This window comes from Edaphosphingomonas laterariae, assembly GCF_900188165.1.
In the GTDB taxonomy this organism is placed as follows: Bacteria; Pseudomonadota; Alphaproteobacteria; order Sphingomonadales; family Sphingomonadaceae; genus Sphingomonas_E; species Sphingomonas_E laterariae.
The window spans coordinates 33575-57082 of sequence record NZ_FZOS01000023.1 but is presented as its reverse complement, the minus strand read 5'-3'; the positions used below and the strand labels follow the sequence as shown (position 1 = coordinate 57082).

Below are 23508 nucleotides of genomic sequence, written 5' to 3'. Positions count from 1 at the left end.
GTGATCCTCCGGAGCTTCGTCGACGTGGAAACGGGAAAGTGCGGCATGAGGCGCATGCTTGTGCGGCCAGGGCAGGGGGCATGGCAAGGGGGAGGGCGGGGGGCTTCTTGCCTGGCGCTCGCCGAGGGCTTCGAAACCGCGCGGGCCTTCACCCTCATTCAAGGAGCTCCCTGCTGGGCGAGCTTGGGTGCACGGCGTCTCGATCAGATCCTGCTGCCGCAAGGTCTGACATCCTTGATCCTCGCCGTCGACAATGACGCTGAAGGTGAACTGGCGGCGGCACGCGCGGCGTTGCGATATGCTCGGCCCGGTCTTGAGATAACGCGGATGGCGCCGCGCGGCGTCAAAGACTGGGCGGAGGTATTGGAGGCGTCTATGGGATCATTGCGATGAAGGAGGCCCGCAGGACGCCTATCCGCTCCATCGCCGTGGACCGCGACGTGCGGTTCCTGCTGCATTTCACCCAAGCTGCGAATCTCACTGGGATCGTGAAGCATGGCTTATGGCCGCGCCGCGATCTGGCAGCAGCCGATCATTTGGCATATGCCAGCGATTACGGCCGATTGGATGGAAACGAAGACGCCGTCTCTGTTTCGATTTCGCGTGTGAACGGGCCGATGTTCGCGGCAAAGCGACGCAAAAGTGGTCATGTCGACTGGATCGTGCTTGTCCTTTCCGCAACCATCTTGTGGACGCATGATTGCCGATTCTGCTGGCGCAACGCGGCAAGGAACGAGGTCAAGAACCATAGGGGCTATTGCGGAGGCCCGTGGGCATTTGCGCAGATGTTCGCTGGCGGCGAAGAGGAGAGGCGAGATCTCGCACCTCATTTTTCCACCGACCCTGAAGCCGAAGTGCAAGTCCTTCAGCCGATCGAAGCCGACCACATTCATGGTGCCATCGTCGGTCAACCGGGACTGGCGGAACCCGTGAGAGCTATTCGGAACGGGCTGTCCGGCCGACTGCGGCAGGTTGAATTTCAGGATTTCGGTCTGGTCTGAGGATAGAAGCGACTGCGGCGGTGGTCGATCGCATCCTCGCTACTGCTCCGATTCGAAGTTGCGGTTTTCGCGGCAATGCCAGAGGCGCAGCATGAAGATCGTTCCGGCCGCGATCTCGTAGCGCATCTCGTAATTGCCGACGATGATCCGGCGGATCTCGCGCGGTTCATAGGCTTCCAGCTTCTCGCCGATCCTTGGATAATCGAGCAGCCGATCCGGTGCGTGGGCGAGTTGCTGGACCACGCGCGCCGCCGCTTCGGGTGCGACAGGGCCCAGATGCTCGTGCAGACGCACAAGGTCCGACGACGCCTTGCTGGTCCACTGGATCTTCATTTGACCGGCGAGGGTAGCGGCTTGTCCGTCCCAAGGCTGTCGGCCCATGCCGTGATCGCCTGGTGGTCGATCACCCGTCCGGCATCGACATCCTCCAGGGCTTCGAGCGTCATCCGGTGACGCTCCTCCTCCTGATCGACCCAGGCGGCGAGCGCTTGCTTCACCACCCAGCCGCGCGAGCGTTCGAGTCGCGAGGCCATTGCTTCAACCTTTTCCGCGAGCCCCAGGGGGACATGCGCGGTCAATACCTTCGTCTCGGTCGCCATGTTTATCACCTGTTATCAGTCCGATTAAAATATAATCATACTGACGAGAAAACGCAAGTTGGGGAGCCGCGGAGTCGAGAACCGGGCAAAGGCGCTGGAGGCCGCGCTCCGCTATTTGCCGTCCTTCAAGGCGTCCTTGACCCGCTGCCGCATTTCCGCAGCCTCCGCCACGTCATGCGGCCTTAGATCGAAGCCGTCGGGCAATTGCTAGCCGCGGCGATATTCGCTGGCGCGCATCGAATGGGACGAGGACAGGTGCCGCTGCAGGTTGCGTACACAAAGCGCCGAAAGAGTGTCGGAGCCGCGCGTTCCGCGCTCGAACAGCCAGTCCAGGGCGGCTTGATCTGAAGGTCGCTCGGCTGTCTCAGGCCAGGGAGCATTCCGAGTGAAGGTCCTCGCCGACGACAGATCGGGCGATCGCCGCCAGATGGGGGTGATGGGTGAAGAACAGCACCTGCGTCGATCGCGCGAGTTCCGCCAGCACCCTGAAACCTGCCTCGGAACGCTCATCGTCGAAATTGACGAACAAGTCGTCCGCGAGGAAGGGCAGGCGAACACCGGCCGCGATGGATTGCTCGACAGCTGCGAGGCGAAGCGCGAGAAAGAGCTGGTCCGTGGTTCCCTCGCTCATCGCCCCGACGTCCACCACGGTCCTGCCGTCGTCGCGTAACCCCAGGAGCCGTGAATTGGGTCCGTCGCTGTCGATCCGCAGCGCCGCATATCGCCCGATCGTCAGCCGGCGGAAGATCTCGCTTGCGCGCAGAAGCATGGGATCCTGATGGCGCTCGCGATATTGTTCAATCGCCCAGCGTAGCGTGACGGCTTCGGCTCGCTTCAGGATAAAATCTTCGGCAAGAACAGCGAGCTCGGCCCGGGCCTGCTCGGCATCCGAGGCTGCGTCGGCGGACGAGCCGCTTTGCGCCTCCAGACCGGCAAAGACTCTCCTGGCATCGCCGTGGGCGCTTGCCGCAGTGGCAACCTCATCGTTGAGCTGGGTCAGTTGCCCCGAGAGCGACTGGATTCGGACGGCCAGACCGTCAGCATCGACGTCTTCCAGGGACCCGACAAGCTCATCCAGTCCCTTGCCGTCGCCCGCCGCGACGATCGCGGCTTCTGCTTCGCTGACCGCGTGGCGCAGGGCGCGCGCTGCCCGCGAACACTCGATGGCCGCACCCAGGCCCTGCAGGTCGGTAGCGCCCGTCTCCTCCAGAAGCGTGGTCAGCGACGCCCAGGCCGCAGCATGCCGTGCGTCTTCGGCCGCCATCTCGGCGCTTCGGCCGGCAATGCTTTCCTCGAGTGCCTCCAGGACGCTTGCGGTCGAGCGCGCCGCCGAGAGCCGGGCCCGCATCCCTTCGAGCAGCGTCACTCCGCCGCCCGAGGCGGCTATCCCCAGACTTGCGGTTAAGGCCGCGACGCTTTCGTCATGTTCATGCGCGTCCCTCGCTATGCCGTCGATGCGTGTCTGCAGGTCTCGCTGCGCGGCAATCGCGGCTCTGAGCTCGTCCAGGACATCGAGCGCTGCCGGAGCGCTGGCTATGTCGAGATCGATGTCCGCTTCGACCAGCAGCACGCGCCAGGCCTCCATCCGCGTTGTCATACTCTCATCGACGCGCTTGCGGCGGCGCTGCAGGCCTTCCGCATCTTGCCCGATTTGTGCGAGTGCGGCCTCGTCGAGTCTGTGCTGCTCGGCGGCCGCCTCGCCGGCTTGCCGAATCCGTGTGGCGAAGGCCAGCAGCGGTAGGAGGTCTTCTCCCTTGGGCACGGACTCGTCTGCGAGGGCGGCGACCAGGCCGGCCCGCAATTCATTGCGCCGCGCAACGATCGCGCTGGCATCGTCGTGGGCATCGATTGCCTCCCGATGTGCTGCCTCGGCCGTTTCCCGCTCGGACATCCAACCGAGGAACCGGTTGGGCTCCAACGCCGGATAGCCCGCCTCCGCCAACTTTCGTGCCCAGCCCGTCAGCACGCTTTCGCGACGATCGCTTGCCGCCTGCGCGCGCGTGTCCGCCTGGTCAGCGGCCAGAAGGAGCCTGGTCCGGCGTTGACCCATGACCGTCAGACGGCTCGACTCGTCGGCGGCGGCGTAGCGGGCATCTCCGCGTTCATCTGCTCGAGCGACTGCCGTCTCATAAGCATCGACAGCTTCATCAGGGGAGGGGAGGGCCATGCCTTGCCGCATGTGCGCGCGCAGCGGTCGCCAGAACGCGTCGCGCTCGCTTCGAACGGCGGTGATCTCCTCGTCAGCTACCGCAGCGCCCGACGAGAGCTGCTCCATTTCGAGGGAGAGCGCCTCGGCCTCTTCGCGGGCGCGCGAAGCGGCGTCTCTTGCCCGCTGCAGATCGGTCTCGGCTTCGGAAAGGACGGATCGCACGTCTTCGATTTCGTGCCGTGCCAGTCTGGGAAGCGCGGCCAGGGCCGATGCGTCCCCGCTCCAGGGCGCGAGCCGAGCGAGCGCCACGTCCAGGCTGGCCGCGGCCCGGTCGGCTTTGCGTTGCGCCAGTTCGCAGCGCGCGTCCGCATCGGCCCCGAGGGTCCTGGCAAGGTCGATCGCCGTTACGATCGCGGTCAGATTTCCTGTTTGGGGGCGATCCGCAATCTTCCTCTCGATCGCGACACGCCTTTCAGCCAGGTCCTGCTCACTCTCTTCGATCTGCCGGAGCGCGGCGAGATCCTCGGCATGGCCGAGCGCGATTTCGCGCAGTCTGGAACTTACGATCCGTGTGGGGGGATCGGAGGCGAGCGCGCCGGCTTCGGCGCGGAGCCGGGCGACAAGACCTCCCGATGCGGATCGCTCCTCGCTCAGACGCGCTAAGTCCTGTTGACCCTTTGTCACCGCGCCCGACGAAGCGATCAGCGCGTCGATTTCGGCGTCGTGGGCGAGGACCGACGGATCAGGAGAAAGCGCATCGATCTGTGCCCGGGCTTCGTTCACCAGATTCTGAGCGGCGGCCCTTGCACGCGAAGCGGCCTCCATCTCGGCCATTGCCGCTTCGGCGGCGTGTTCGCGCTGCGGCCCGATATCAATCGTATCCATGTGGGCGGCAAGCGCCGCGAGATGGTCGCTGCGAAGACGGACGGCAGGCGCAATCCGGCGGATGCGCTCGAGGCGGCTGACCTCGGCAAGCACTGCGTCGCGCCGCCGCTGAACCTCTTCGAGCATCTGCTGGGCGTCCGCGACCGCGCCTTTGGCATCGAGCCAAGCCTTCGGCTTGAGGGCCTGGTCTCGGACTGCCCGGGTCTGCGCTTCGAAATCGCGTTGGGCCTGCGTGAAGCTCCGCCTCGCCGCGGCGCGTTGTCCCCAGATCGCATCGGCTTCGCTCTCGAGGCGAGCCAATTCGTCCGCAACACCCGTGAGCCCGGAGCCTGCGGCAAAGAGGGCTCGGCCCAGGTCGTTGCGGGCCTCGACCATGGCCCGCCCGCCCGCTCGCAGGCCATCCTGGTCGAGGCTGAAGGAGAGTGCGAATGTCTCGCGCGTCTGCCCCCGCAGCATGGCGAGCAGCATAGCTTCGTCGAGGAGACGATCCTCGGCATCGATCAGTGTCCCGGCCGTCCCCTTCTTGCGGCGACAAGCGAAGCTGTGCCCCTCGTCCTCGAGCACGGCCCCCACGCGCAGCAGGGCGTAGTCGTAGACGAAGTTGTAGGGAGACCGTGCCGGGAAACCGAACAACAGATCGGAGACCGCCGCAAGCGAGGTGGACTTTCCCGCTTCGTTGGCGCCGTACACCACGTGAAGATCGGGGTCGCCCTGGCGAAAGGAAAGCTCGCAATCCTCGAAACGACCATAACGCTCGAGTGACAGGGTGGCGAACCGCATCGCTCAGTCCCCCTTCGTCAAACGCGAGCGGAGCGCCTGGGCGGCGGTTCCGATGACCGCGTCCCACTTGCCGTCGCCGGCATAGCGGCGAAGGTCCGCTTCATCGGCATCGGGGAGCAGGCTCTGCGCCGCGAGCAGGAAGGGCGAAAGGTCCGCGGCCAGCAGCTCGTGCAGTTGAGGATCGGTAGCGGCTCGGTCGATCAAGGCAGCGAGATCGTCGCCGACAATCACCTCACTGGCGGTGGCGGGCTTCGTCACGAGCAGCTTCACTTTCTCGATGAAGAGATTGGGCGAGATCGAAGCGGCCACGGCGCGCGCGACGTCGCGCAGGTCCGCGGCGCTGTCGATGAGCGCGCCGGCGCTGTCGGTCTCGCCCGTCAGCACAAGCCGTGTGACGAGGGGCAATCCATCGCCGCCGCGCTGCCACGCTTCAAGAAGCGCGGAGCGCATGCGTTCCGCAATGCTGTCGGCCGGCACGTCGCTACAGTCGACATCGACCGCGAGCCAGCGGATCACATCCAGATTCAATCGATCGATGGAGGAAACCTGACCATCCTCCACGGTGACGATCACCGCGCCCTTGGGGCCCGTCTCGCGGATCGTGCGGCCCTGGATGTTGCCCGGGAAGACGACATGGGGCGCCTCGCACACGATCTCGTGTTGATGGACATGGCCGAGCGCCCAGTAATCGTATTGCTTGGCCTTGAGATCATCCAGGCTGCAGGGAGCATAATCGGCGTGGCCCTTCCGGCCTGCCAGCGCGGTGTGCAGCATCCCGATATTGAAGTGATGCTCTGCAGCGGCGGGATAGGACGGAACGAGATTGTCGGTGACAGCCGGTGTCGAGAAGCTCTGTCCGTGGACAGCGACCTGAAGCTCGGCAAGCAGATGGGTTTCCGGCCGCCGCGCGCTGAACAGGCGGACATTGGGCGGCCAGGGAATGCTGCGGGTGATGACGGAGGCGGCATCATGGTTGCCGGCGAGAAGGAAGACCGGGATTTCGGCCCGATCCAGGCGGCCCATGGCGCGGGCGAAATAGAGGCCGGTGCTCATGTCCTTCCACTCACCGTCGAAGAGGTCGCCAGCGATCACGACGAAATCGACATCTTCGTCGATGGCGCGTTGTACCAGATTGTCGAAAGCCGCGCGGGTGGCTCCTCTTATGTCGTCCTCGGGCAGACCTTCATATCTCGACAGGCCATGGAGCGGGCTGTCGAGATGAATGTCGGCGGCATGCAGGAAACGAAAATCGCTCAAAACTCTTCCCCCCTCGAAAGCGGCGATATTCTCTGGGTCACCGCGATCCTCCGTTTGTGTAGTGCCCCATGGGAGAACACCCCCAACATGGCCGCAGAGCTATTGGCCATGCGTTCCGCACAGTCGCATGTATTGTAATCAGGGTTCCTCCGCCAGTTTCCCGACTCTTGCGAGGAAGAAACGCTCCCCCTCATAGCTCAAGTGATTTCATCTCGGCTGGCCGGTGCCTGTCGCCACCGACACTCCGGGATAATCCCAATTGCACGACGATGCGTGGATGGCGGATTCAGGAGATGTCATGACCCGCATCACGATTATCGATGGGCATCCCGACCCAAACGGGACCCGGTACGTTCATGCGCTTGCGGATGCCTATGCGGCGGGCGGCGAGGCGGCAGGCCATGAAGTGCGCCGGATCGAGATTGCAGAACTTGATTTCCCTATCTTGCGATCGGCCGGGGAGTGGCGGGACAATGCGCCCGCCGCCGCCATTCACAAGGCCCAGACAGACATTCGCTGGGCGAATCATGTGGTCATCCTTTACCCACTATGGCTCGGAGACGTTCCTGCCCTCCTCAAGGGTTTTCTCGAACAGGTCATGCGCCCCGGTTTTGCGATCGAGGAGGGTTCGGTCGGAGCGGCGGCCAAGCTTCTCACCGGTCGATCCGCGCGGATCATCGTGACGATGGGAATGCCCGCGCCCATCTATCGGCTCTTCTTCCGCGCCCATAGCCTCAAGAGCCTCGATCGCAACCTTCTGCGGTTCGTCGGAATTCACCCGGTGCGCTACTCGATTATCGGGAGCGTGGAAGGGCGCGCGTCGTCCGGGGAAAAATGGCTCCGAGCCGTCGCCCGGCTTGGGAACGCTGCTCGCTAGCATTGTCGGGTGAGCAGTGTGGTCAAGGCCTGGGTTCGCGTACCATCAGTACATCGGTATTCACCGCCGACAGCAACGCCTCGGCCTGACTGCCGATCGTCGCATGGGCAAAGCCGCTGCGGCCATGGGTGCCGAGGACCAGAAGGTGCGACTTCGTGCGTTCAAACTGGCGCATGATGACGCTGCCTGTCTCCCCTTCATCGACAATGGCTTCGATGCGGGAAGCCAATGACGCGAGTTCCTTCTGGGCAAGGAACGCCTCCATGCCCTCCTGGGCTTCGGTTCGCACATATTCCTTTACATCATCCGATTTCAGCCAGGCTTCGTACGGGACATGGAAGGCATGGACGACGGTGATGTCAGCTGCGGGAAAGAGCTGCGCGGCAGACAGAAGAGCCGCGCGTGAACAGTCTGAAAAATCGGTCGCGACGACGATCTGTTCATAAGGTCCCGTCGCGCGGCGCCGCACGACCAGAACCGGGGCTTGCGCATTGCGGACAATATGGTCGACAGCCGTGCCCAGCAGATAATCGCCGATGCTGTTGTAGCGCGCGACGCCGGTCACGATCAGATCGCTGCCGCGTTCCGCCGCTATTTGCGCCAGCATCTTGGGGGCAGACCCGGACCGCACGATCAGATTGGCGTCCTGCGCCGTGAGCGGCAATTCCGCACGCAGGCGCTCGACCGTCTCGGGCCCAGACGGTGCGCCTTGCCGCTCCAGGACGTGCGCTATCGTCAGTTTGCCGCCATGATCGCGTGCGATCTGCACTGCCCGGTCAAGCGGCCGATCACATCGTGCGGAGAAGTCGCTCGCCAACAACGTTTCGAAAGTCGCGGTCATGGTCTTTCCTTGAAGGCATATGAGAGATTGTGCGCGGACAGCTTTGGGTGAGACACCCGCCAATACCATAAGATAATCTACCTGCTCGGCGACAGTCTGCGCGATCAGGCACTGGGCCACAGCATTTTTCCCGCGTGACCACGCGCGGCCGCGCATCCGATCCAAAGGGAAGGGGGTGTGAAGGGCTGAGCTACCAGAAGGGTAGCCGCTCTGGAGACCCCTAAATGACCAACCTTTCTGATGCCGCGACGGCGGCTGAACGCCGCGCGACCACCCTCCTTGTCGAACGGCTCCGGTCCGTTGATCGCATTACCCGCGCGGATCTCAATGCCGCGATGGTCGCCGGATTTGGCGGCACCGATGCCGATGGCCTATGGACGCAGCGCGACAGTTTCGAGATTTTGGAGCATGCGCTCGCCCACCACCTCCAGTTCGGTCCCTATCCGCTGCGCTCACTCGCCGATGTCGGTGCGGCCTGCGACCTGCTCGACCGGCTGCCCACCCAGACGGTGCGCAGCGAGGAGCAGATCGAATGGCAGCAATTTTCGACACCCGTTGATCTCGCCGCGCTTGCTGTCGTCCTGGCGGCTATCGAGCCCGGAGATGTCATTCTGGAGCCGAGTGCCGGTAATGGACTTCTCATCGCCCATTGCCGGGATCATGCCGGTCTCCAGCTCAACGAATATGCCGCGCCGCGCCGCGCGCGCCTGAGACATGCCTTTCCCGATGCGGTGATCACCGGCCATGACGGGGCGACGATTAATTCCACGCTCGCAGACGCGCCGCGCCCCAGCATCGTCCTGATGAACCCGCCTTTCTCGCGCTCCGTGGGTCTCGGCGCCGACAGTCATGCCGCCGTCCGCCATCTCCAGGCGGCCCTGCGACGCTTGCAACCCGGTGGCAGGCTCGTTGCGGTCATGCCCGATTGGTTCGGCCCCAATGCACGCATGCGCGATCTTTTCGAGACAACGCTGCGTGATGTCAGCGTCCGGACGTCGGTCCGGCTCGAGAAATGCTATCTGAAGCACGGGACGTCAATCGCGGTCCGGCTCTTCGTCATCGACAAGGTCGGGGGCGGCGCCGTTCAGGCGACCATCCAGCGCGGATCGATCCGCGAATTGCTGGGAGCCCTGACCGTTCCCGAACGCAGCGCGATCACGACCGCGTTACCGCCGACGCCAAAGCGCTCCTCCAGCCTGTCCCTGTTCCGTGCGGTCAAGAGCACGCGGGCGGCGCCGAGGCCTTATCATGCGCCGGTTCGCAACAATATCCTGCCTGTCGGCTACACCGCGCTCGATGCGCCCGCGCCCTTGCTCGATCAGGTCGGCGTCTATCTGCCCTACAGGCCCAGTCGGATCGTGTTCGAAGCGGCCGGCGAGCATCCGACCGCGCTCGTGGAATCGGTGGCGATGGGATCGATCGCCGCGCCAATCCCCGACTATGTGCCTCACCTCCCGGAACGCACCGTTTCCGAGCGCCTGCTTTCCGCCTCGCAGCTCGAAACAGTTGTCTATGCGGGTCACGCCTGGTCCCAGTTTCTGCCCGGCCGGTTCACGCCGAGCAAGGAAGGTGTTGGTCTCGACGAAGCCGAAGGCGGCCGAGTCTATCGCAAGGGTTACTTCCTGGGAGACGGCACCGGTGCGGGAAAGGGGCGTCAGGTCGCGGCCTGCATTCTCGACAATTGGCTGCAGGGCCGGCGCCGCAACATCTGGGTCTCGAAGAACGAAACGCTGCTTGAGGATGCCCGGCGCGACTGGACCGCGCTCGGTGGCCTCGCGGCCGACATCCAGCCCCTTTCCAACTGGAAGATCGACCAGCCAATCGCGCTCGAGCAGGGCGTCCTGTTCGTCACCTATCCCACACTTCGCTCGGCGCGCGGCGATCACAGTCGCCTCAAGCAGATCATCGATTGGGCCGGCGACGATTTCGAAGGCGTTATCGGCTACGATGAAGCGCACGAGATGGGCGGCGTCGCGGGCGGCGAGGGGGCTCTCGGCCCGAAGGAGGGCTCGCAACAAGGCATTTGCGGGGTTCTCCTTCAGAACAACCTCCCCGGAGCCCGTGTGCTCTACGCTTCGGCGACCGGCGCATCGGACGTCAACAACCTGGCCTATGCTGTCAGGCTCGGCCTCTGGGGCCCGGAAACCGCCTTCACCAATCGCGAGCAGTTTATCACCGGTATTCGCAAGGGCGGGATCGCGGCGATGGAGCTCGTGGCGCGCGACCTCAAGGCGCTAGGTCTCTATACTGCCCGTGCGCTGAGCTTCGTGGGTGTCGAGTATGAGATCCTGCGGCACGAACTGACGCCCGACCAGATCGCCATCTATGACAGCTATGCCGATGCCTGGGCGATCATTCATCGCAATATGGAACGCGCCCTTGAGTTGACATCGGTGGTCGACGGGTTGGCGAATGCGACGCTCAACAGTGGGGCCAAGGCCTCGGCGCGCTCGCGCTTCGAGTCCACGAAACAGCGATTCTTCGGTCAGCTGCTCCTTTCGATGAAGCTCCCGACGGTTATCGCTGCCATTCGCGCGCATGTCTCCGATGGCCAGTCCGTGGTGCTCCAGCTGGTGACGACGGCGGAATCCATTCTCAACCGGCGCCTTGGCGATCTCAATCCCGAGGAGCGCGCGGATCTCGAAATCGATCTCTCGCCGCGAGAATATATCATCGACTATCTCGAGCGTGCGTTCCCGACGCGGCAGATGCAGATCTTCAAAGACGACACCGGCACGCCGCGGTCACTGCCGATGACCGACGAGCACGGCAACCCCGTCTACAATCCGGAGGCCGAAGCGGCGCGGGCCGAGCTGATCGAAAAGCTCTGCGCGATGCCTCCCATCATGTCGGCGCTTGATGCGCTGCTCGAACATTTCGGGCACGAGACCGTCGCCGAAGTCACGGGCCGTACCAAGCGCCTGATCACCGCGAGCGATGGCAGGCAGAAACTGGAGAGCCGGTCGGCGCGCACGAGCCAGGCGGAGGCTGCCGCATTCCAGGCGGGGCGCAAGCGGATACTCGTCTTCTCCGATGCCGGCGGCACGGGGCGCAGCTATCATGCCTCGCTCGACGCGGCGAACCAGGAGCAGCGCGTCCATCTTCTTCTGGAACCCGGCTGGCGCGCGGATCGTGCGATCCAGGGGCTAGGACGGACGCACCGCACACATCAGGCGGCGACGCCGCTGTTCCGGCCGGTGACGACCGACTGCAAGGGCGAGTTGCGCTTCACCAGCACGATCGCGCGCCGCCTCGACAGCTTGGGGGCGCTCACGCGCGGCCAGCGCCAGACCGGCGGACAAGGACTGTTCGACCCCGCCGACAATCTCGAGAGCGAATATGCCTGCGCTGCTCTCCTGAGCTGGTTCGACCTGTTGGCGGCAGGCAAGCTTGCCAGCACCAGCCTCGACGAATTCCAGCACCGCACCGGTCTCGAGCTGGTCGACAAGGATGGCGTTCTCAAGGATGAAATGCCGCCTATACAGCGATGGCTCAACCGCATCCTCGCGCTACCGATCGCACTCCAGAACAGCATCTTCGACGAGTTCCTCGCCCTGATCGAGACCCGCGTCTCGGCGGCGCGCGATGCCGGGCGCCTCGATGTCGGGGTCGAAACGATCCTCGTCGATCGGGCGACACTCATTGATGATATCATATTGCGCACCGATCCGCTCACCGGCGCGACGTCGCACCTCCTCACCATCGAAATCGCGCGCCGCCGCAATCCGGTCACACTGGAGCGCATCCTGCGGATCGCCGATGGCGATGCCAGTGCCCGCTTCATGATCAATCGGAAGTCCGGCAAGTCCGCGCTCCGGACCCGGGCGCGGGCCCTGATGGAGGAGAAGGAAGGCACGCCGATCCCGCGTGTCGAGATGATGCGGCCGACGCGCAACGAATATATGCGCGAAGACGATCTTTATGAATCGTCCTGGGAGGAAGTGACACGCGAGACGTTCAGCACAACCTGGGCAGGCGAGGTGGAAGCGGCCCGCCAAGCCGTGGACAGCGAGACGATCCGGCTGGCCACCGGCCTGCTTCTGCCCATCTGGTCGGCGCTGCCGAGCGACCATCTTGCAGTCAACCGCATCGTCGATGGGGAAGGACGATCATGGTTGGGCCGCCTCGTCTTCGACGATCATGTTCCCCCACTCTTCGCCAGGCTCGGCATCGACCGCGCTGAGGCCCTACCGGCGGACGCTGTGGTCAAGGCGGTGACGGCAGGGCGGAGCATCGATGTCTCGCAACCGTTCCCCCTCACGATCAAGCGTTCGCTCGTCAACGGCTCGCCTCGCATCGAACTGGTCGGCTGTCCGCATGATCGCCTGCCGTGGCTCAAGTCGATCGGCTGCTTTACCGAAGTAATACAATATCGGACCCGTGTGTTCGTGCCGGTGCCATCGGCCGAGACAGTTTTGTCGGGCCTCTTCGAAGAGCCAAGTTGATGGCTCTTCGACGGTCCGGCGGCACGGCCTGTCAGTCGATCAAAGTCTTTGAGTTCTTCGGGTTTGACAGTGAACAACATCCCTCCTTTCTGACTGTCGTGCAGAGAGTTGAAAAGTAGGTTCATGAATGAAACGACCGAAGGTCAGGCCCCGCCGGCGTGAAGGGGTTCGATGTCCATACAGTGCCGCGCGCCCCGTCCCATGTTGCGATCGCTCGGTGCGCTGAAAAAATGTGCGCGGTTCACTGTGGTTGCCCAAAAGTTGGTCGAACCGGGGACTCGATTCTGCGATGGAATCTCCATGAGCAACAAATTCCCATTCGGGCCTGACAGCCCGTTGTATGAAGCCATGAAGCTGCAGCGCGAGCAGTCGGACCTTATCAAGCGGGCGATGGGCCCGAACTTTGCCCTGCCGAGCGCGATCAAGCCGCTGCCGAGCGTCTTCACGGCGCTGGACGCAGTCGAGAAGTCCGGTATCCTCAAGACCGCGGCGATGCTGAAGGGTACGCGCGTTAGCGACACGATAGCGGCAGCCGAGGCGCTGCGCATGAGTCGCGTCCCCGTGCTGAAGGACTTCGCCTCCACGAGCTGGTTGTTGCAGATCCAGAGGACCGCCATGGGGATTAACCGTGATCCCACCGGCATTCTGGCGGCACAAAAGCTGCTGATTGGCTCGACGATCGCGGACATGGTGAAGCTTGGCAGCATGTTCGAGGCGAACAGGGCGATAATCGGAAAGCTGATGGCTGGCTCGCAGGTCGGCGATCAGATCAAGGCGCTGAGCGAGCGCATGGCGCCCAGCCTTGGCATCCTGAAGGTCGCGGCGGAGCGAGCGCGCACGATCGACATGATGACCTTGCGCGCCACGGCCGAGGCTGTGGCGACGAGCAGCGCGGTCGTCATGGCCGAGCAGGTGATCGAGGCCCACCGCCTGATCGAAGCGATCGGCCACGCTGAAGATCCGGCACAGAGTGTCGACCTGCTGGCGGCATTCATGCAGCTGATAGGCGTGATCTTCTCGACGTTCGGCGATAACACACTGAAGGAGCTCCGCAATGTCGGTGCGATCGCGCTCATCGGCTTCATCATGACCGTCTATGGCATCTACAAGGAGGTCGTCCCTGCAGACCTGACGCCAGCAGAGCAGAAGGTCCATGCCGAGATGAAAGTCCAAGTCGAGACCCTGCAGGAGAAGATCGACAAGATCATCGCCGCCAATCAGAAGGCAGACGAAGCCTATGTCGCGAACCTCCCCCGCGCAGAGCTGAAGCGTGACGCGCCGATCCGTCGCGAGCCGCAGGGCAAGGCGCAGATACTGATGCGCGGCGATGCCGGCACCTTGCTTGCCGTGAAGGATAGCCGCGGTAAGTGGCGGCTCGTGGTCTATCGCGATCCGCTCACCGACCAGCTCTCCGAAGGCTGGGTCTTCGCGCCGGCAGTCGAGCTGCTGAACATACCGGAACAGTAACCTTCAACGACTGAAGGGCCGCGCGCAGGCGCCGCCCGGCGCGCTCAGAAGGAGTCGATATTCTCGGCGATGATTAATCGGCATAAGCAAGGCTTATTACGCCGAGCTGCAACGGGCCAGCCAGAGCAACCGGATCGATGACCGGCTGGGTTGGTTCGCCGGTATCGTGCTGGAGGCGCATGGGCGAACGATCGAGAGTATCCGTTTCTTGATCGAGAAGACGTTGATCCGCATGACGGCCTAATGGCCGGACGGCTTCGCTGGGGGGCTGAGCGCGCGCGACTATCGGCACGATCCCGGATGCCGCTTCGGCGACCGCCACGCGCGATCTGGCAGGGCTGGTCGAACTGAGCGCATTAAAGCGGGTCGGCGAGCGGCGATTGCGCGTTATCATCTGGCGATCGTCACCAGCGCCCGCGAAGCTGTTGGATGGCACCTTAAGGTGCGCGTCGTGTGCTCAGAGGTCATTCAGTGTATTTATTGCGTTGCAGATGCCAGCGAGTCGGGGAAACTTCTCGGGACCGGAGAAGTTCATAGATCCGAGGCACAATTGAAACCTTAGGGGGTAATGTGCAACGCTTCATCCTGCACGAAAACTTGAAGAAATTCAGGGCCTGCCTGGGCGCAGACGTTGCCGACACCGAGCGCAGCTATCTGCTGCAGCAGATCCGTTCAATTCAACGCGAGCTTGCATTGCTCAACGCCGCCGCACTTGGCGTGCAGAGATATCCTATTGAATTTGGCGCGCTATCATCATGTGATCGGAGCCTTTTTCAACGCCTGACGGAGACCTCTACCCAGCCTACGATGATCATCGATCCGAGGGCTGGTATGCGAATCCTCGACGTCAACGATGCGCATACTGCCATCACCTATACCGAGCGCAGCAGAGTGGCCGGAGAAAGGCTCTTTGACGTCTTTCCGGATAATCCGGATCTTGAGGATGCAACCGGCGTCGCAGGCTTGTTTGATTCCATCCGCATCGCGGCACAGGGACGGCGCCAGCATGCCATGAAAGCACAGCGCTATGACCTGCGGGGTTCCGATGGCCGGTTTCTCGAGCGCTATTGGCAGACGGTGTCCGTTCCGATCCTGAATGACGAAGCGCAGCTGGTGTGCATTCTGCATCAAGCACGAGATGTCACCGAAACAGTCGGCACTGCGGGTTTCGTTGGTCATTGACACCCTCTAATGACGTCTCATCGGCGGTCAGCGCCGCTCTCACAGGAGAAGTCCGTCACATTCAGATTGTGAAGCATCGCGTAGCGGTGACGACGTTTACCTCGAGATCGGGGGGAGGGCGTGTCCAAAGCGGCGAGGATAGCTTCGCGAGTGGTGCGCCATTGGTATTCCGAAACTCGGGGCGGTTTCAGCCCACAGTGAGTTTCATGATTTCATGATGGGTAACTCGGCAAGGCTGTTTCTCAGGCGCAGCATGTCCCATGGCAGATGTTCGGCGATGGCAAGGCCAACCATATCCACTGCCGCGCCGATCTCTTTCAACAGGCGCACCACCTGGTCCAGCTGCATACGGCCTTGCTCTATTCCATCGAAGGCCCCCTCCGGCATGCCCGGCCTGTTGAACAGCAGCGGAGAAAAATGAGCCGGATCGAGGACATCGAGGTCGAAATGTACCGCAAGATGCGTGATTCCCTCGGTCTCGATCCAGTCGAGGATCGGCCGGCTGCTGTCAGCAAGGACGGCTGGCGGGATATGCCGGATGCCCAGTTCCTTCAGGATCAGGTCTTCATCCGCGTTCCATCCCTGCATGCCGGCGATCATCACACGCCGGGCGTCCAGCTTGCGGGGCACTTCTGCCGTGAAAGCCTCGTCGCCCCGGCCAAGCAGCAGGGCAAGCACATGGGCATGGGCGTGCGAAAACTCGGCAGCGCTCATCACGTCGGGATGGGCATCGAGCCAGAGAACGCCCAGCTTTTCACCATATCTGCGGCTTAGATACGCCATCGGCGCAAGATCGACCAGGCAGTCGCCGCCAAGCGTCACGATCCGATCGGGCGCATGCCGCTCGATGGCTTCGCGCGCCGCTCTTGCTTGAGACAAGAGGGCGGCGCACCACTTGATGCCACGGCTAACCGGCGGGGAGCTTCCGTCCGGTTCCGGAACCGCCACGGTTTCCTCGGGGCCGTCATGCGGCGGGGCAAGCCAGCGCAACAATTCGGAACCAAAGCTATAGGCGGGTTCATCGCCACCCTGCCATTGCGGCATGTTCAAACGGAGCGTCGTGGAGGTCACCGCAGATCATATTCTTTCGAGGCCGGAAGAGAAGACAATGTAGGTTGTCCGGCGGAAAAAAGCCACGCCCACGGGGCGCCCCGGGGTTCGAGAGGGAAGGGGGAGTGATGCTGGTGTCCGGGCTGATCCGGATGCCAGAAGGAGTTCCTCCGATGACCACGACCGTTAAGCTCTCGAAGCTTACGCTTTCTCCCATCAATGTCCGCAGGCGGCCCGACGACCTGCTGGAAATACCGCAGATGGCCGCCGATCTCGAAGCTCGCGGCGTACTCCAGAACCTGCTCGTCACGCCTGTGAAAAAGCCGCGCGGCACTTTCGAGGTCTTCGATGGCGGTCGCCGCCTGCGCGGTCTGCTCATGCTCGCCGAGCGCGGCACCATCGACCCTGAAACCTACGATGTTCCCGTCAAGGTTCTCGTCGGCGACGAGGCGACCCTGTCCGAGACCTCGACCGCGGCCAACTTCCATCAGCTCAAGATGACGCCTGCCGAGGAATGCCGCGCGTTCCAGTATTTCATCGGTCTCAATAATGATATCGACGGTGTCGCCAAGCGCTTCGGCCTCACCCGTCGGTTCGTCGAGGGCCGCCTGCGGCTCGCGACCCTGGCCGAGCCCATCTTCGAGGCGCTGAGCGAAGGCACCATCACGCTGGACGTCGCCAAGGCCTATGCCTCGACCGAAAACCAGGAGAAGCAGCTTCTCGTCTGGAACAGCTACGGCACCAGCTATGCCAATGCCGACACTATCCGCCGCGTCATCGCCAACGAAACGATGAAGTCGACCGATCCGGTCGCGATCCTGGTCGGCGAGGACCGCTATGCCGAGGCTGGCGGCAAGATCGACCGCGACCTTTTCAGCGACAGCGGCGACAAGTGGGTGAACCCCGAGATCGCGCAGCGGCTCGCCGCGGACATCATGGAAGCGGAAGCCAAGCGGATCGGCGAGGAACTCGGTCTCGCCTGGATCCGGCCGATTGCGTCGAACTACACGCATAGCGCGGCGACCGGCCTCTACCGGGTGATCCTGCCGCAGCCTGATTTCACCGAGGCGCAGCTGGCCCGCCTCGATGCGATTGCACAGCGGCAGGAAGCCATCGCCGAGGAGATGGATGACGAGACCATCGATGAGGATGCCTACAAGGCGCTCGACCAGGAATATGATGCCCTGTCCGAGGAAGAACACGCGCTCCACAACATCCCGCCGGTGCTGCCTGACGAGATCAAGCCGCTCGTCGGCGCGTTTCTCAAGCTGACGCCCAGAGGCGAGATGGTCCTCGACACCGAATATTATAGCGAGGAACCGGTCAGCATCGGCGGCGCTGATGAAAACGGCGAGGACGACCACGGCGATGGTGCCGGCGGTGGCGGTTCGACCGGCCCGGGCGGCAGCTACACGCCGCCTGCTCCGCCGCCCGAAGCGATCGCCCCGGGCGGCAAGCCGCTCAGCGCCCGGCTCTACGATGAGCTGGCGATGCAGCGGCGCGACGTGCTCGCAGCGACCCTGCTCAGCCATCCGGCCCTGGCGCTCGACTATGCGCTCTTCGTCATGATTGACGATCGCGCCAGCACGTTCAGCGCCTATGGCTCGACCATTCGCGCTCGCTCGCCGCAGGATCCGGTGAGTGGCGACCAGCCGACGACCCGCGCGCGGGGCTATCTCGCCGAAGCCCATGACGGGCTCGATGCGAGTTGGCTGGAGCACAAGTCCGAGGTCGACCGGTTCGAGGCGTTCCGGGCGCTCGACGACGACAGCAAGGCGGCCTGGCTCGCCTACATCGTGGCGATGTCGCTCGAAGCGAAGGCGAGCTACCGCGCCGAGCAGTGTCCGCTCCACAACCGGTTGGCGACGATCATGGATGTCGATGTCGCAAGCTGGTGGCGGCCGACATCCGAGAACTTCTTCGACCGCATCAGCAAGGGCTCGATCCTGACGCTGCTCGCCGATGTCGGCGGCGCGGCGCTGACCGCGCGCCACGCGACGATGAAGAAGTCGGAGATCTCGGAATCGTGCGCGAAGCTCTTCGCGGGCGAAGCGATCGTCGAGCCCGAGGTCCGGGACGCGGCGCTTGCCTGGGTGCCCGACGCCATGCGCTTCCTCGACAAGACCGAGGCGGACGATCTCGAACCCGCCGAAGGCGATCCTGAAGAGCAGGCGATCGTCGAGCCCGAGGATGCCGAAGAGGTTGGCGTGGCTGGCGTCGACGAGACAGTGTCCGGTGCCTGCGAAATCGAAGCGGAATCGCCCGATCAGGACGCTCTCGCGGCCTGACGCCGCTTTCTCCTGGATGCCTTGCCGCCGGCGCGTGGTCCCGTGCCGGCGGCCTTTTCCCCTTCCGCACGGAGAAGCGCCATGTCCCTTGCGAAACGCACGAGCCGCGATGTCGCCGCCGAAATCACCGACCTCATCATCCGCAAGCTCGAGGAGGGTGTTCCGCCCTGGTCGAGGCCCTGGCGGCTGAACGGGGCGGGCGGACGCCCGCTGCGTCATTGCGGCACGCCGTATCAGGGCATCAATACGCTTTATCTCTGGGCGCTCGGCGATGCCCAGGGTTATCGTTCGCGTTACTGGATGACCTGGCGCCAGGCGGAAACGCTAGGCGGGCACGTCCGCAAGGGTCAAACCGGCGCGCTTTCGGTTTATTATTCCTCGTTCAAGAAGCGTGAGGAGCACCCCGAAACCGGCAAGCAAGTGGAGCGGAGCATCCGGTTCCTGCGCCATTACATCGTGTTCAACGCCGATCAGATCGACGGTCTTCCAGCCTATTTCTACCCCTCTGACGAACCGGAGCAGCCTCTGATCCCGTCCGAGCGGCAGGCGGCGATCGACGCCTTCTTCACGGGAATCCCTGCCGACGTTCGCCATGGCGGAAACCAAGCCTACTTCACACCGACCTTCGATCATATCCAGCTGCCGAACCGAACGGCCTTCCGCAGCATGGATCACTATGCGTCCACGCGTTGCCACGAGACGGTTCACTGGTCGGGCCATTCCAGCCGACTCGCACGGACCTTCGGCAAGCGCTTCGGCGACAAGGCCTATGCGTTCGAAGAACTGGTCGCGGAGATCGGGGCGGGGCTCTGCTGTGCTGACCTTGGTCTGCCCAACGTCCTCCATGACAGTCATGCGAGCTATGTGGCGCATTGGCTCGGTATCCTCCGCGGCGACAAGACCGCGATCATCCACGCTGCCGCCAAGGCTGAACAGGCTTTCGCGTATCTCAAAAGCTTCGGCGCGGCGAGCAAGGCGCAGCCGGCAGCCGACCGGATGCACGTCCATCGGGGCCACCCCCACGCCGAGGTTCAGTATTTCAGGCCGGTATCACAAAGCACCGTTGCCACGACGGCATCAGCCGTCAACCGCCCCGATGCCAGCAGCTTTGCCGCGGCGCAGACGTTCGCAGCGGCAGAATAGCCGACGTACAGGCCCTCGCGATGGGCCAGAGTACGCCGCCACTCTTCAGCTTCATCATCGCTGATGCCGACACTCATATCCATCAGCGACGGATCCCAGTGCGGCGGAACCGTGCCATAACCGATGCCCTGGAGTTTATGCCGGGCGTCGAGCACCGGTTCTCCGGCCAGCGGCCGCGCGTTCAGCGGTTCGACAGCGGCGCAGACCGTACCGGGATTGGCGCGCTTCAACGCCTTTGCAACGCCCACGAAGGTGCAGCCCGTGCCGACCGCTGCAACCCATCCGTCGACCGGGCCACCGAACTGCGCCAGGATCTCCGGGCCTGTCGTGGTCTCGTGCGCTGCGATCCCCTCTGCAGCGTTGAACTGATCGACGTAGAAACCGTCACGCGCCCGGGCGATCGCGCAAGCCGCCTGTGCGGCAGCATTGACATCGGAACCCGTCACCTGGCCCGGGCTTCCATCCACCTGGGCGATGAGCACCACTTCGGCGCCGAGTCCTTCGAGCATCTTCGCTCGCGCCGGACTGTTGCCTGCCGACATCGTGACGACGAGGGGATGGCCGAGCGCGGCGCATGCCACCGCCAGTCCGGCGCCCATGTTTCCGCTCGTCATTTCCACGACCGGCATTCCCGGCTTCAGCCGGCCATCCTCTCTTGCGGCAAGCAGGATCGCCTTGGCGGCACGGTCCTTCACACTTCCCCCGGGCAGCAGGAACTCGGCCTTGGCGATGATGCGACCAGGACCCGTGTAGATGCGATCCAGTGCGATCAAAGGCGTGCCGCCGATTATCTCAATGGCCGACGCGGCGAGCATGACTTCTCCGACAATGACGGGTGCGGAAGGTCACATCCGCACGACATGAAAATACTGCGACTTTGATACGCGGGCGTTCGCCTGCTGACCAGCGCTCGCGGCCCGACGATCCTCAAACCGGAAACGGCCAGCGGCCGGTTTCCTTCCTCAAGAAAGGACTCATCATGGGATGGCTCTTCATGCCCTTTACGTCGATGGGCGGCCACAAGACCGCCAAATCCTATCTCGACGCGCAGCTTACCTACGAAAACACGCTCGAGGACGGCACGAAACGCGGCCTCAGGGTGCTCGCGTCCTCCTGTCCGGGAAATCGGACCTATTACGCCGCAGCCCAGGAAATCGTGGACGGCATTGCCGGCAACGTTTTCGCGGTAGTGTGCCTGGTGCGCTGGAATCCACGCTCGCGCGATGGCCACCAGTTCGGGTACAAGGATATGACCGAAAATATGGGGCCATGCGAGGCCGACTGCCCCGCGGCGATCCTCGATCTGCTGAGCCCGACCGAGCATGAATATGCGCTCGATTGGCGCGCACGTTGCCGGGCGAACCTTGCGCACCGCGCGCGCAAACTCGCGGACGGGGATCGCATCCGGCTTCCCGAGCCGGTGACCTTCACCGACGGTAATGTCGCGCAGGAGTTCGTCGTCTGCAAGCGCGGCCGGAGGCTCGTGCTTCGCGATCCGCAGAATGGCTGCTTCTACCGGATCAGTCGCCTCATGACGCGCGCCTGGGTGGTCGTACCGGTCACCAAGATCCACAAGACGCTGTTTGCATGAGCGTCAATCCTCGAGGAGAAAGGGATCAGGTCATGACGACGGCCATCGACAGGCGTTGTCTGTCTCCCAAACGCCAGTTGCTCTGCAGCCGCGAGAATGCCCTGCGCGTCGCCAGCCGGATTTTCGATCATTCGCAGGGTAAGGTAAGCATCCTGCGCACTACCGATCCGCTGCAGCCTTTCCGCATCTCTACCGACCCTGCGTCGTCGGGCCTGATCGTCCTCGAGATGGTCGCCTGAAGCCCTCTCCATTCATGTCTTCCGGAGCAAAGCCCATCCGCATGCTGACCGCCGCTGCAACGCAGCCAGGCCCATGATCCCGCCGCTCGCGACCCATGGCAAGAGGGAAGGGGGATGAATGACGGTGTTCTCCAAGCTGGAAGGATCCGCCATGGACACTAACTTTTACATTACCGCGCGGTCTTCGAAATTCCCCCTCGACTACGCACACAGCAGGGAGGACGCAGCCGCGCTGCTCGCGCGTCACCGCGATCGCCATCCCGACGCTGTTGTCGAGTCCACCAACGCCTATTTCGAACGCACGCGCGCCGAAACATTGGCGTCATTTCCTCTCAGCCGGATCACGCAGCGTTTCTACGACGCTATGCTGGGCGTTCTCCCGCCACAATATATCAAGGGCGTTGCGGGCTTCTTTCTCTCCGAAGCGGCGACCCAGAACATCCACGCCCAGTTCATCGTGCATGGCGGCTGCACCTACGGTGGTTACGCGGACCTGGCGCGCGAATCCCGCAAGATCTGGACCATTGCCGACGTCCTTGAACTCGAAAGCCGGGCCGGCGCGCGCACCTTGACGTTCGACTGGTTTCCTGGGGACTGAACTTCGTGTTCGACGCAATGGAAAAGATCAGCGCCCTTTGTCATAGACATCGAATGTATCGTTTTCTGTGTTTCCTATTCCTTGTCTCCGCATGCGACGTCCGGGGTGCTCCCGTCAATGAGCCGGGGTTTACCGCATCCGCTCGCGCGCTCGATGGCGACACGATTGCAGCCGATTTCCGTCTCCTTGGTGTCGATGCGTTCGAGCGCCGTCAGCTCTGTGAACGGGCGCGGTCGTGCTGGGAATGTGGCAAGGCGGCTCAGGATCATGCCGCGCGGATTCTGGGCGAAGCCGACGCCCAAATCCGGCTCACCAACCGCTCGAGCTATGGTCGGCCGGTGGCGACTGTGACCGTGAAAGGCCGCGATCTCGGAGAGACGCTGATCCGCGCGGGTCTCGCCATTCCCCAACCCCAATTCCTGAAAACCGATCCGGCGCGTGCGAAGCAATATACCGAAGCCTTTGCCGCCGCGCAGCGAAACAAGGCTGGCGCGTTCGCTGGCCAGTGGATCGAGCCGGCTCGGTGGCGGCGCGGCGACCGCCTCGCGTGTGAGCGGTGATCTCCAAGGCTGGAGCGGCGTACCGCGCGGTCCCGTCAGGCAGTGAGGCCGGGATCGGCCCACCAGGAACGGCCTTGCCTGAAGTTCTCGGTTGAGGCGACGACAGGGCCATCCGGTTCGTCAGCTACATAAGGCGAGACCAGCGGACGTGCCCTGATTTTCCGGCGGTGGATGCTGCCCGCGACGCGGCCGCGCGCTTCGAGCAGCTCTTCGAGCCACATCAGATCGTCGAGCATCTCGACGATGCCGCGGCCAGCGAGGCAGAAATAGATGCAGCGCTGGAAATCGTCGCCTGCCGGATTGCTCAGGATGGACGCGAGCTTGCGCTTGCCGCCCGTCTCACCCTCATGGACCCAGGACATCGCCTCGCGCAGTTCGCGCACCGAATAATAGGCATCCTCGACATGCATACCGATCGCCGCATTGGCCAGCATGCGGCGGGTGGGGCGGTTTTGATCGTCAAGCGCGGCATCGCGCAGCGTCACATCGAGATCGAACGGTTCAAAATAGCGGGCGGCCTGCTCGGTCATTAAAAATCTCCCTTGAATGGAACATA

The 23508-nt window shown here is 63.4% G+C and carries 21 protein-coding genes; 12 read left to right on the top strand and 9 right to left on the bottom strand.

Annotation, left to right across the window (positions count from 1 at the left end; all coding sequences use genetic code 11):
* Window positions 1-393: toprim domain-containing protein (locus CHB74_RS16365; protein WP_245842976.1), on the top strand; the 393-nt coding region annotated here is incomplete at its 5' end.
* Complete coding sequence (locus CHB74_RS16360; RefSeq protein ID WP_089220676.1) at window positions 390-1001, top strand: DarT ssDNA thymidine ADP-ribosyltransferase family protein; 612 nt, start codon at window positions 390-392, stop codon at window positions 999-1001. The genes CHB74_RS16365 and CHB74_RS16360, both read left to right, overlap by 4 nt.
* 39 nt (window positions 1002-1040) lie before the next feature.
* Here CHB74_RS16360 and CHB74_RS16355 read toward each other — a convergent pair whose 3' ends face one another.
* The 4 genes from CHB74_RS16355 to CHB74_RS16340 all read right to left on the bottom strand — a co-directional run bounded on the left by CHB74_RS16355 (window position 1041) and on the right by CHB74_RS16340 (window position 6671).
* Window positions 1041-1334 (bottom strand): type II toxin-antitoxin system RelE/ParE family toxin, encoded by a 294-nt coding sequence (locus tag CHB74_RS16355; RefSeq protein ID WP_089220675.1) that lies wholly within the window; start codon window positions 1332-1334, stop codon window positions 1041-1043.
* Window positions 1331-1600, bottom strand: coding sequence for a CopG family ribbon-helix-helix protein (locus CHB74_RS16350; RefSeq protein WP_020819389.1), 270 nt, complete (start codon window positions 1598-1600; stop codon window positions 1331-1333). Before CHB74_RS16350 ends, CHB74_RS16355 begins: the two co-directional genes overlap by 4 nt.
* A 364-nt stretch (window positions 1601-1964) precedes the next feature.
* Window positions 1965-5414: an ATP-binding protein gene (locus CHB74_RS16345; RefSeq protein WP_089220674.1), complete on the bottom strand. Its 3450-nt coding sequence runs from the start codon at window positions 5412-5414 to the stop codon at window positions 1965-1967.
* A gap of 3 nt (window positions 5415-5417) precedes the next feature.
* Window positions 5418-6671, bottom strand: a complete 1254-nt coding sequence (locus CHB74_RS16340; RefSeq protein ID WP_179220879.1) for a metallophosphoesterase family protein — start codon at window positions 6669-6671, stop codon at window positions 5418-5420.
* 298 nt (window positions 6672-6969) lie between these two features.
* Between CHB74_RS16340 and CHB74_RS16335 the strand changes: the two genes are divergently transcribed.
* On the top strand, window positions 6970-7548 hold the full coding sequence (locus tag CHB74_RS16335) for an NAD(P)H-dependent oxidoreductase (protein ID WP_089220679.1): 579 nt from the start codon (window positions 6970-6972) through the stop codon (window positions 7546-7548).
* Between the two features lie 22 nt (window positions 7549-7570).
* On the opposite strand, the gene CHB74_RS16330 is transcribed toward CHB74_RS16335, so the two are convergent.
* Window positions 7571-8389, bottom strand: a complete 819-nt coding sequence (locus CHB74_RS16330) for a universal stress protein (RefSeq protein WP_179220878.1) — start codon at window positions 8387-8389, stop codon at window positions 7571-7573.
* A 224-nt stretch (window positions 8390-8613) separates the two neighbouring features.
* Here CHB74_RS16330 and CHB74_RS16325 point away from each other — a divergent pair, with 224 nt between their 5' ends.
* Together CHB74_RS16325 and CHB74_RS16320 are read left to right on the top strand one after the other, a co-directional pair.
* Window positions 8614-12834: a strawberry notch family protein gene (locus CHB74_RS16325; RefSeq protein WP_089220672.1), complete on the top strand. Its 4221-nt coding sequence runs from the start codon at window positions 8614-8616 to the stop codon at window positions 12832-12834.
* Between the two features lie 300 nt (window positions 12835-13134).
* Entirely contained in the window at window positions 13135-14301 is a 1167-nt protein-coding gene (locus CHB74_RS16320; protein ID WP_179220877.1) for an SH3 domain-containing protein, read from the top strand.
* Between the two features lie 73 nt (window positions 14302-14374).
* Here the strand turns inward: CHB74_RS16320 and CHB74_RS22065 are convergent, their stop codons facing one another.
* On the bottom strand, window positions 14375-14623 hold the full coding sequence (locus CHB74_RS22065; protein WP_218821450.1) for a hypothetical protein: 249 nt from the start codon (window positions 14621-14623) through the stop codon (window positions 14375-14377).
* Between the two features lie 248 nt (window positions 14624-14871).
* On the opposite strand from CHB74_RS22065, the gene CHB74_RS16310 reads away from it, so the two are divergent.
* Window positions 14872-15483, top strand: a complete 612-nt coding sequence (locus CHB74_RS16310; protein WP_020819394.1) for a PAS domain-containing protein — start codon at window positions 14872-14874, stop codon at window positions 15481-15483.
* A 204-nt stretch (window positions 15484-15687) separates the two neighbouring features.
* Here the strand turns inward: CHB74_RS16310 and CHB74_RS16305 are convergent, their stop codons facing one another.
* Window positions 15688-16554, bottom strand: a complete 867-nt coding sequence (locus tag CHB74_RS16305; protein WP_021222983.1) for an arginase family protein — start codon at window positions 16552-16554, stop codon at window positions 15688-15690.
* A 152-nt stretch (window positions 16555-16706) separates the two neighbouring features.
* Here CHB74_RS16305 and CHB74_RS16300 point away from each other — a divergent pair, with 152 nt between their 5' ends.
* Window positions 16707-18821, top strand: a complete 2115-nt coding sequence (locus CHB74_RS16300) for a ParB/RepB/Spo0J family partition protein (protein WP_020819396.1) — start codon at window positions 16707-16709, stop codon at window positions 18819-18821.
* An 81-nt stretch (window positions 18822-18902) separates the two neighbouring features.
* On the top strand, window positions 18903-19964 hold the full coding sequence (locus CHB74_RS16295) for an ArdC family protein (RefSeq protein ID WP_081796477.1): 1062 nt from the start codon (window positions 18903-18905) through the stop codon (window positions 19962-19964).
* On the opposite strand, the gene CHB74_RS16290 is transcribed toward CHB74_RS16295, so the two are convergent.
* A complete protein-coding gene (locus CHB74_RS16290; protein WP_020819407.1) occupies window positions 19853-20779 on the bottom strand; it encodes a PLP-dependent cysteine synthase family protein in 927 nt (308 codons plus the stop codon). The genes CHB74_RS16295 and CHB74_RS16290 overlap by 112 nt on opposite strands.
* A 164-nt stretch (window positions 20780-20943) precedes the next feature.
* Between CHB74_RS16290 and CHB74_RS16285 the strand changes: the two genes are divergently transcribed.
* The 4 genes from CHB74_RS16285 to CHB74_RS16270 all read left to right on the top strand — a co-directional run bounded on the left by CHB74_RS16285 (window position 20944) and on the right by CHB74_RS16270 (window position 22952).
* The gene (locus CHB74_RS16285; RefSeq protein WP_067738952.1) at window positions 20944-21555 is read left to right on the top strand and encodes a DUF6927 domain-containing protein; all 612 of its coding nucleotides are present in this window, start codon (window positions 20944-20946) and stop codon (window positions 21553-21555) included.
* A gap of 32 nt (window positions 21556-21587) precedes the next feature.
* Entirely contained in the window at window positions 21588-21794 is a 207-nt protein-coding gene (locus tag CHB74_RS16280) for a hypothetical protein (RefSeq protein WP_020819411.1), read from the top strand.
* A 118-nt stretch (window positions 21795-21912) separates the two neighbouring features.
* Entirely contained in the window at window positions 21913-22392 is a 480-nt protein-coding gene (locus CHB74_RS16275) for a hypothetical protein (RefSeq protein WP_020819412.1), read from the top strand.
* A 53-nt stretch (window positions 22393-22445) separates the two neighbouring features.
* Window positions 22446-22952: a thermonuclease family protein gene (locus tag CHB74_RS16270; RefSeq protein WP_020819413.1), complete on the top strand. Its 507-nt coding sequence runs from the start codon at window positions 22446-22448 to the stop codon at window positions 22950-22952.
* A gap of 35 nt (window positions 22953-22987) precedes the next feature.
* Here the strand turns inward: CHB74_RS16270 and CHB74_RS16265 are convergent, their stop codons facing one another.
* Window positions 22988-23482 carry a hypothetical protein gene (locus CHB74_RS16265; RefSeq protein WP_020819414.1) on the bottom strand — a complete coding sequence of 165 codons (495 nt, stop codon included), beginning with the start codon at window positions 23480-23482 and terminating at the stop codon, window positions 22988-22990.
* Window positions 23483-23508: the final 26 nt, after the last annotated feature.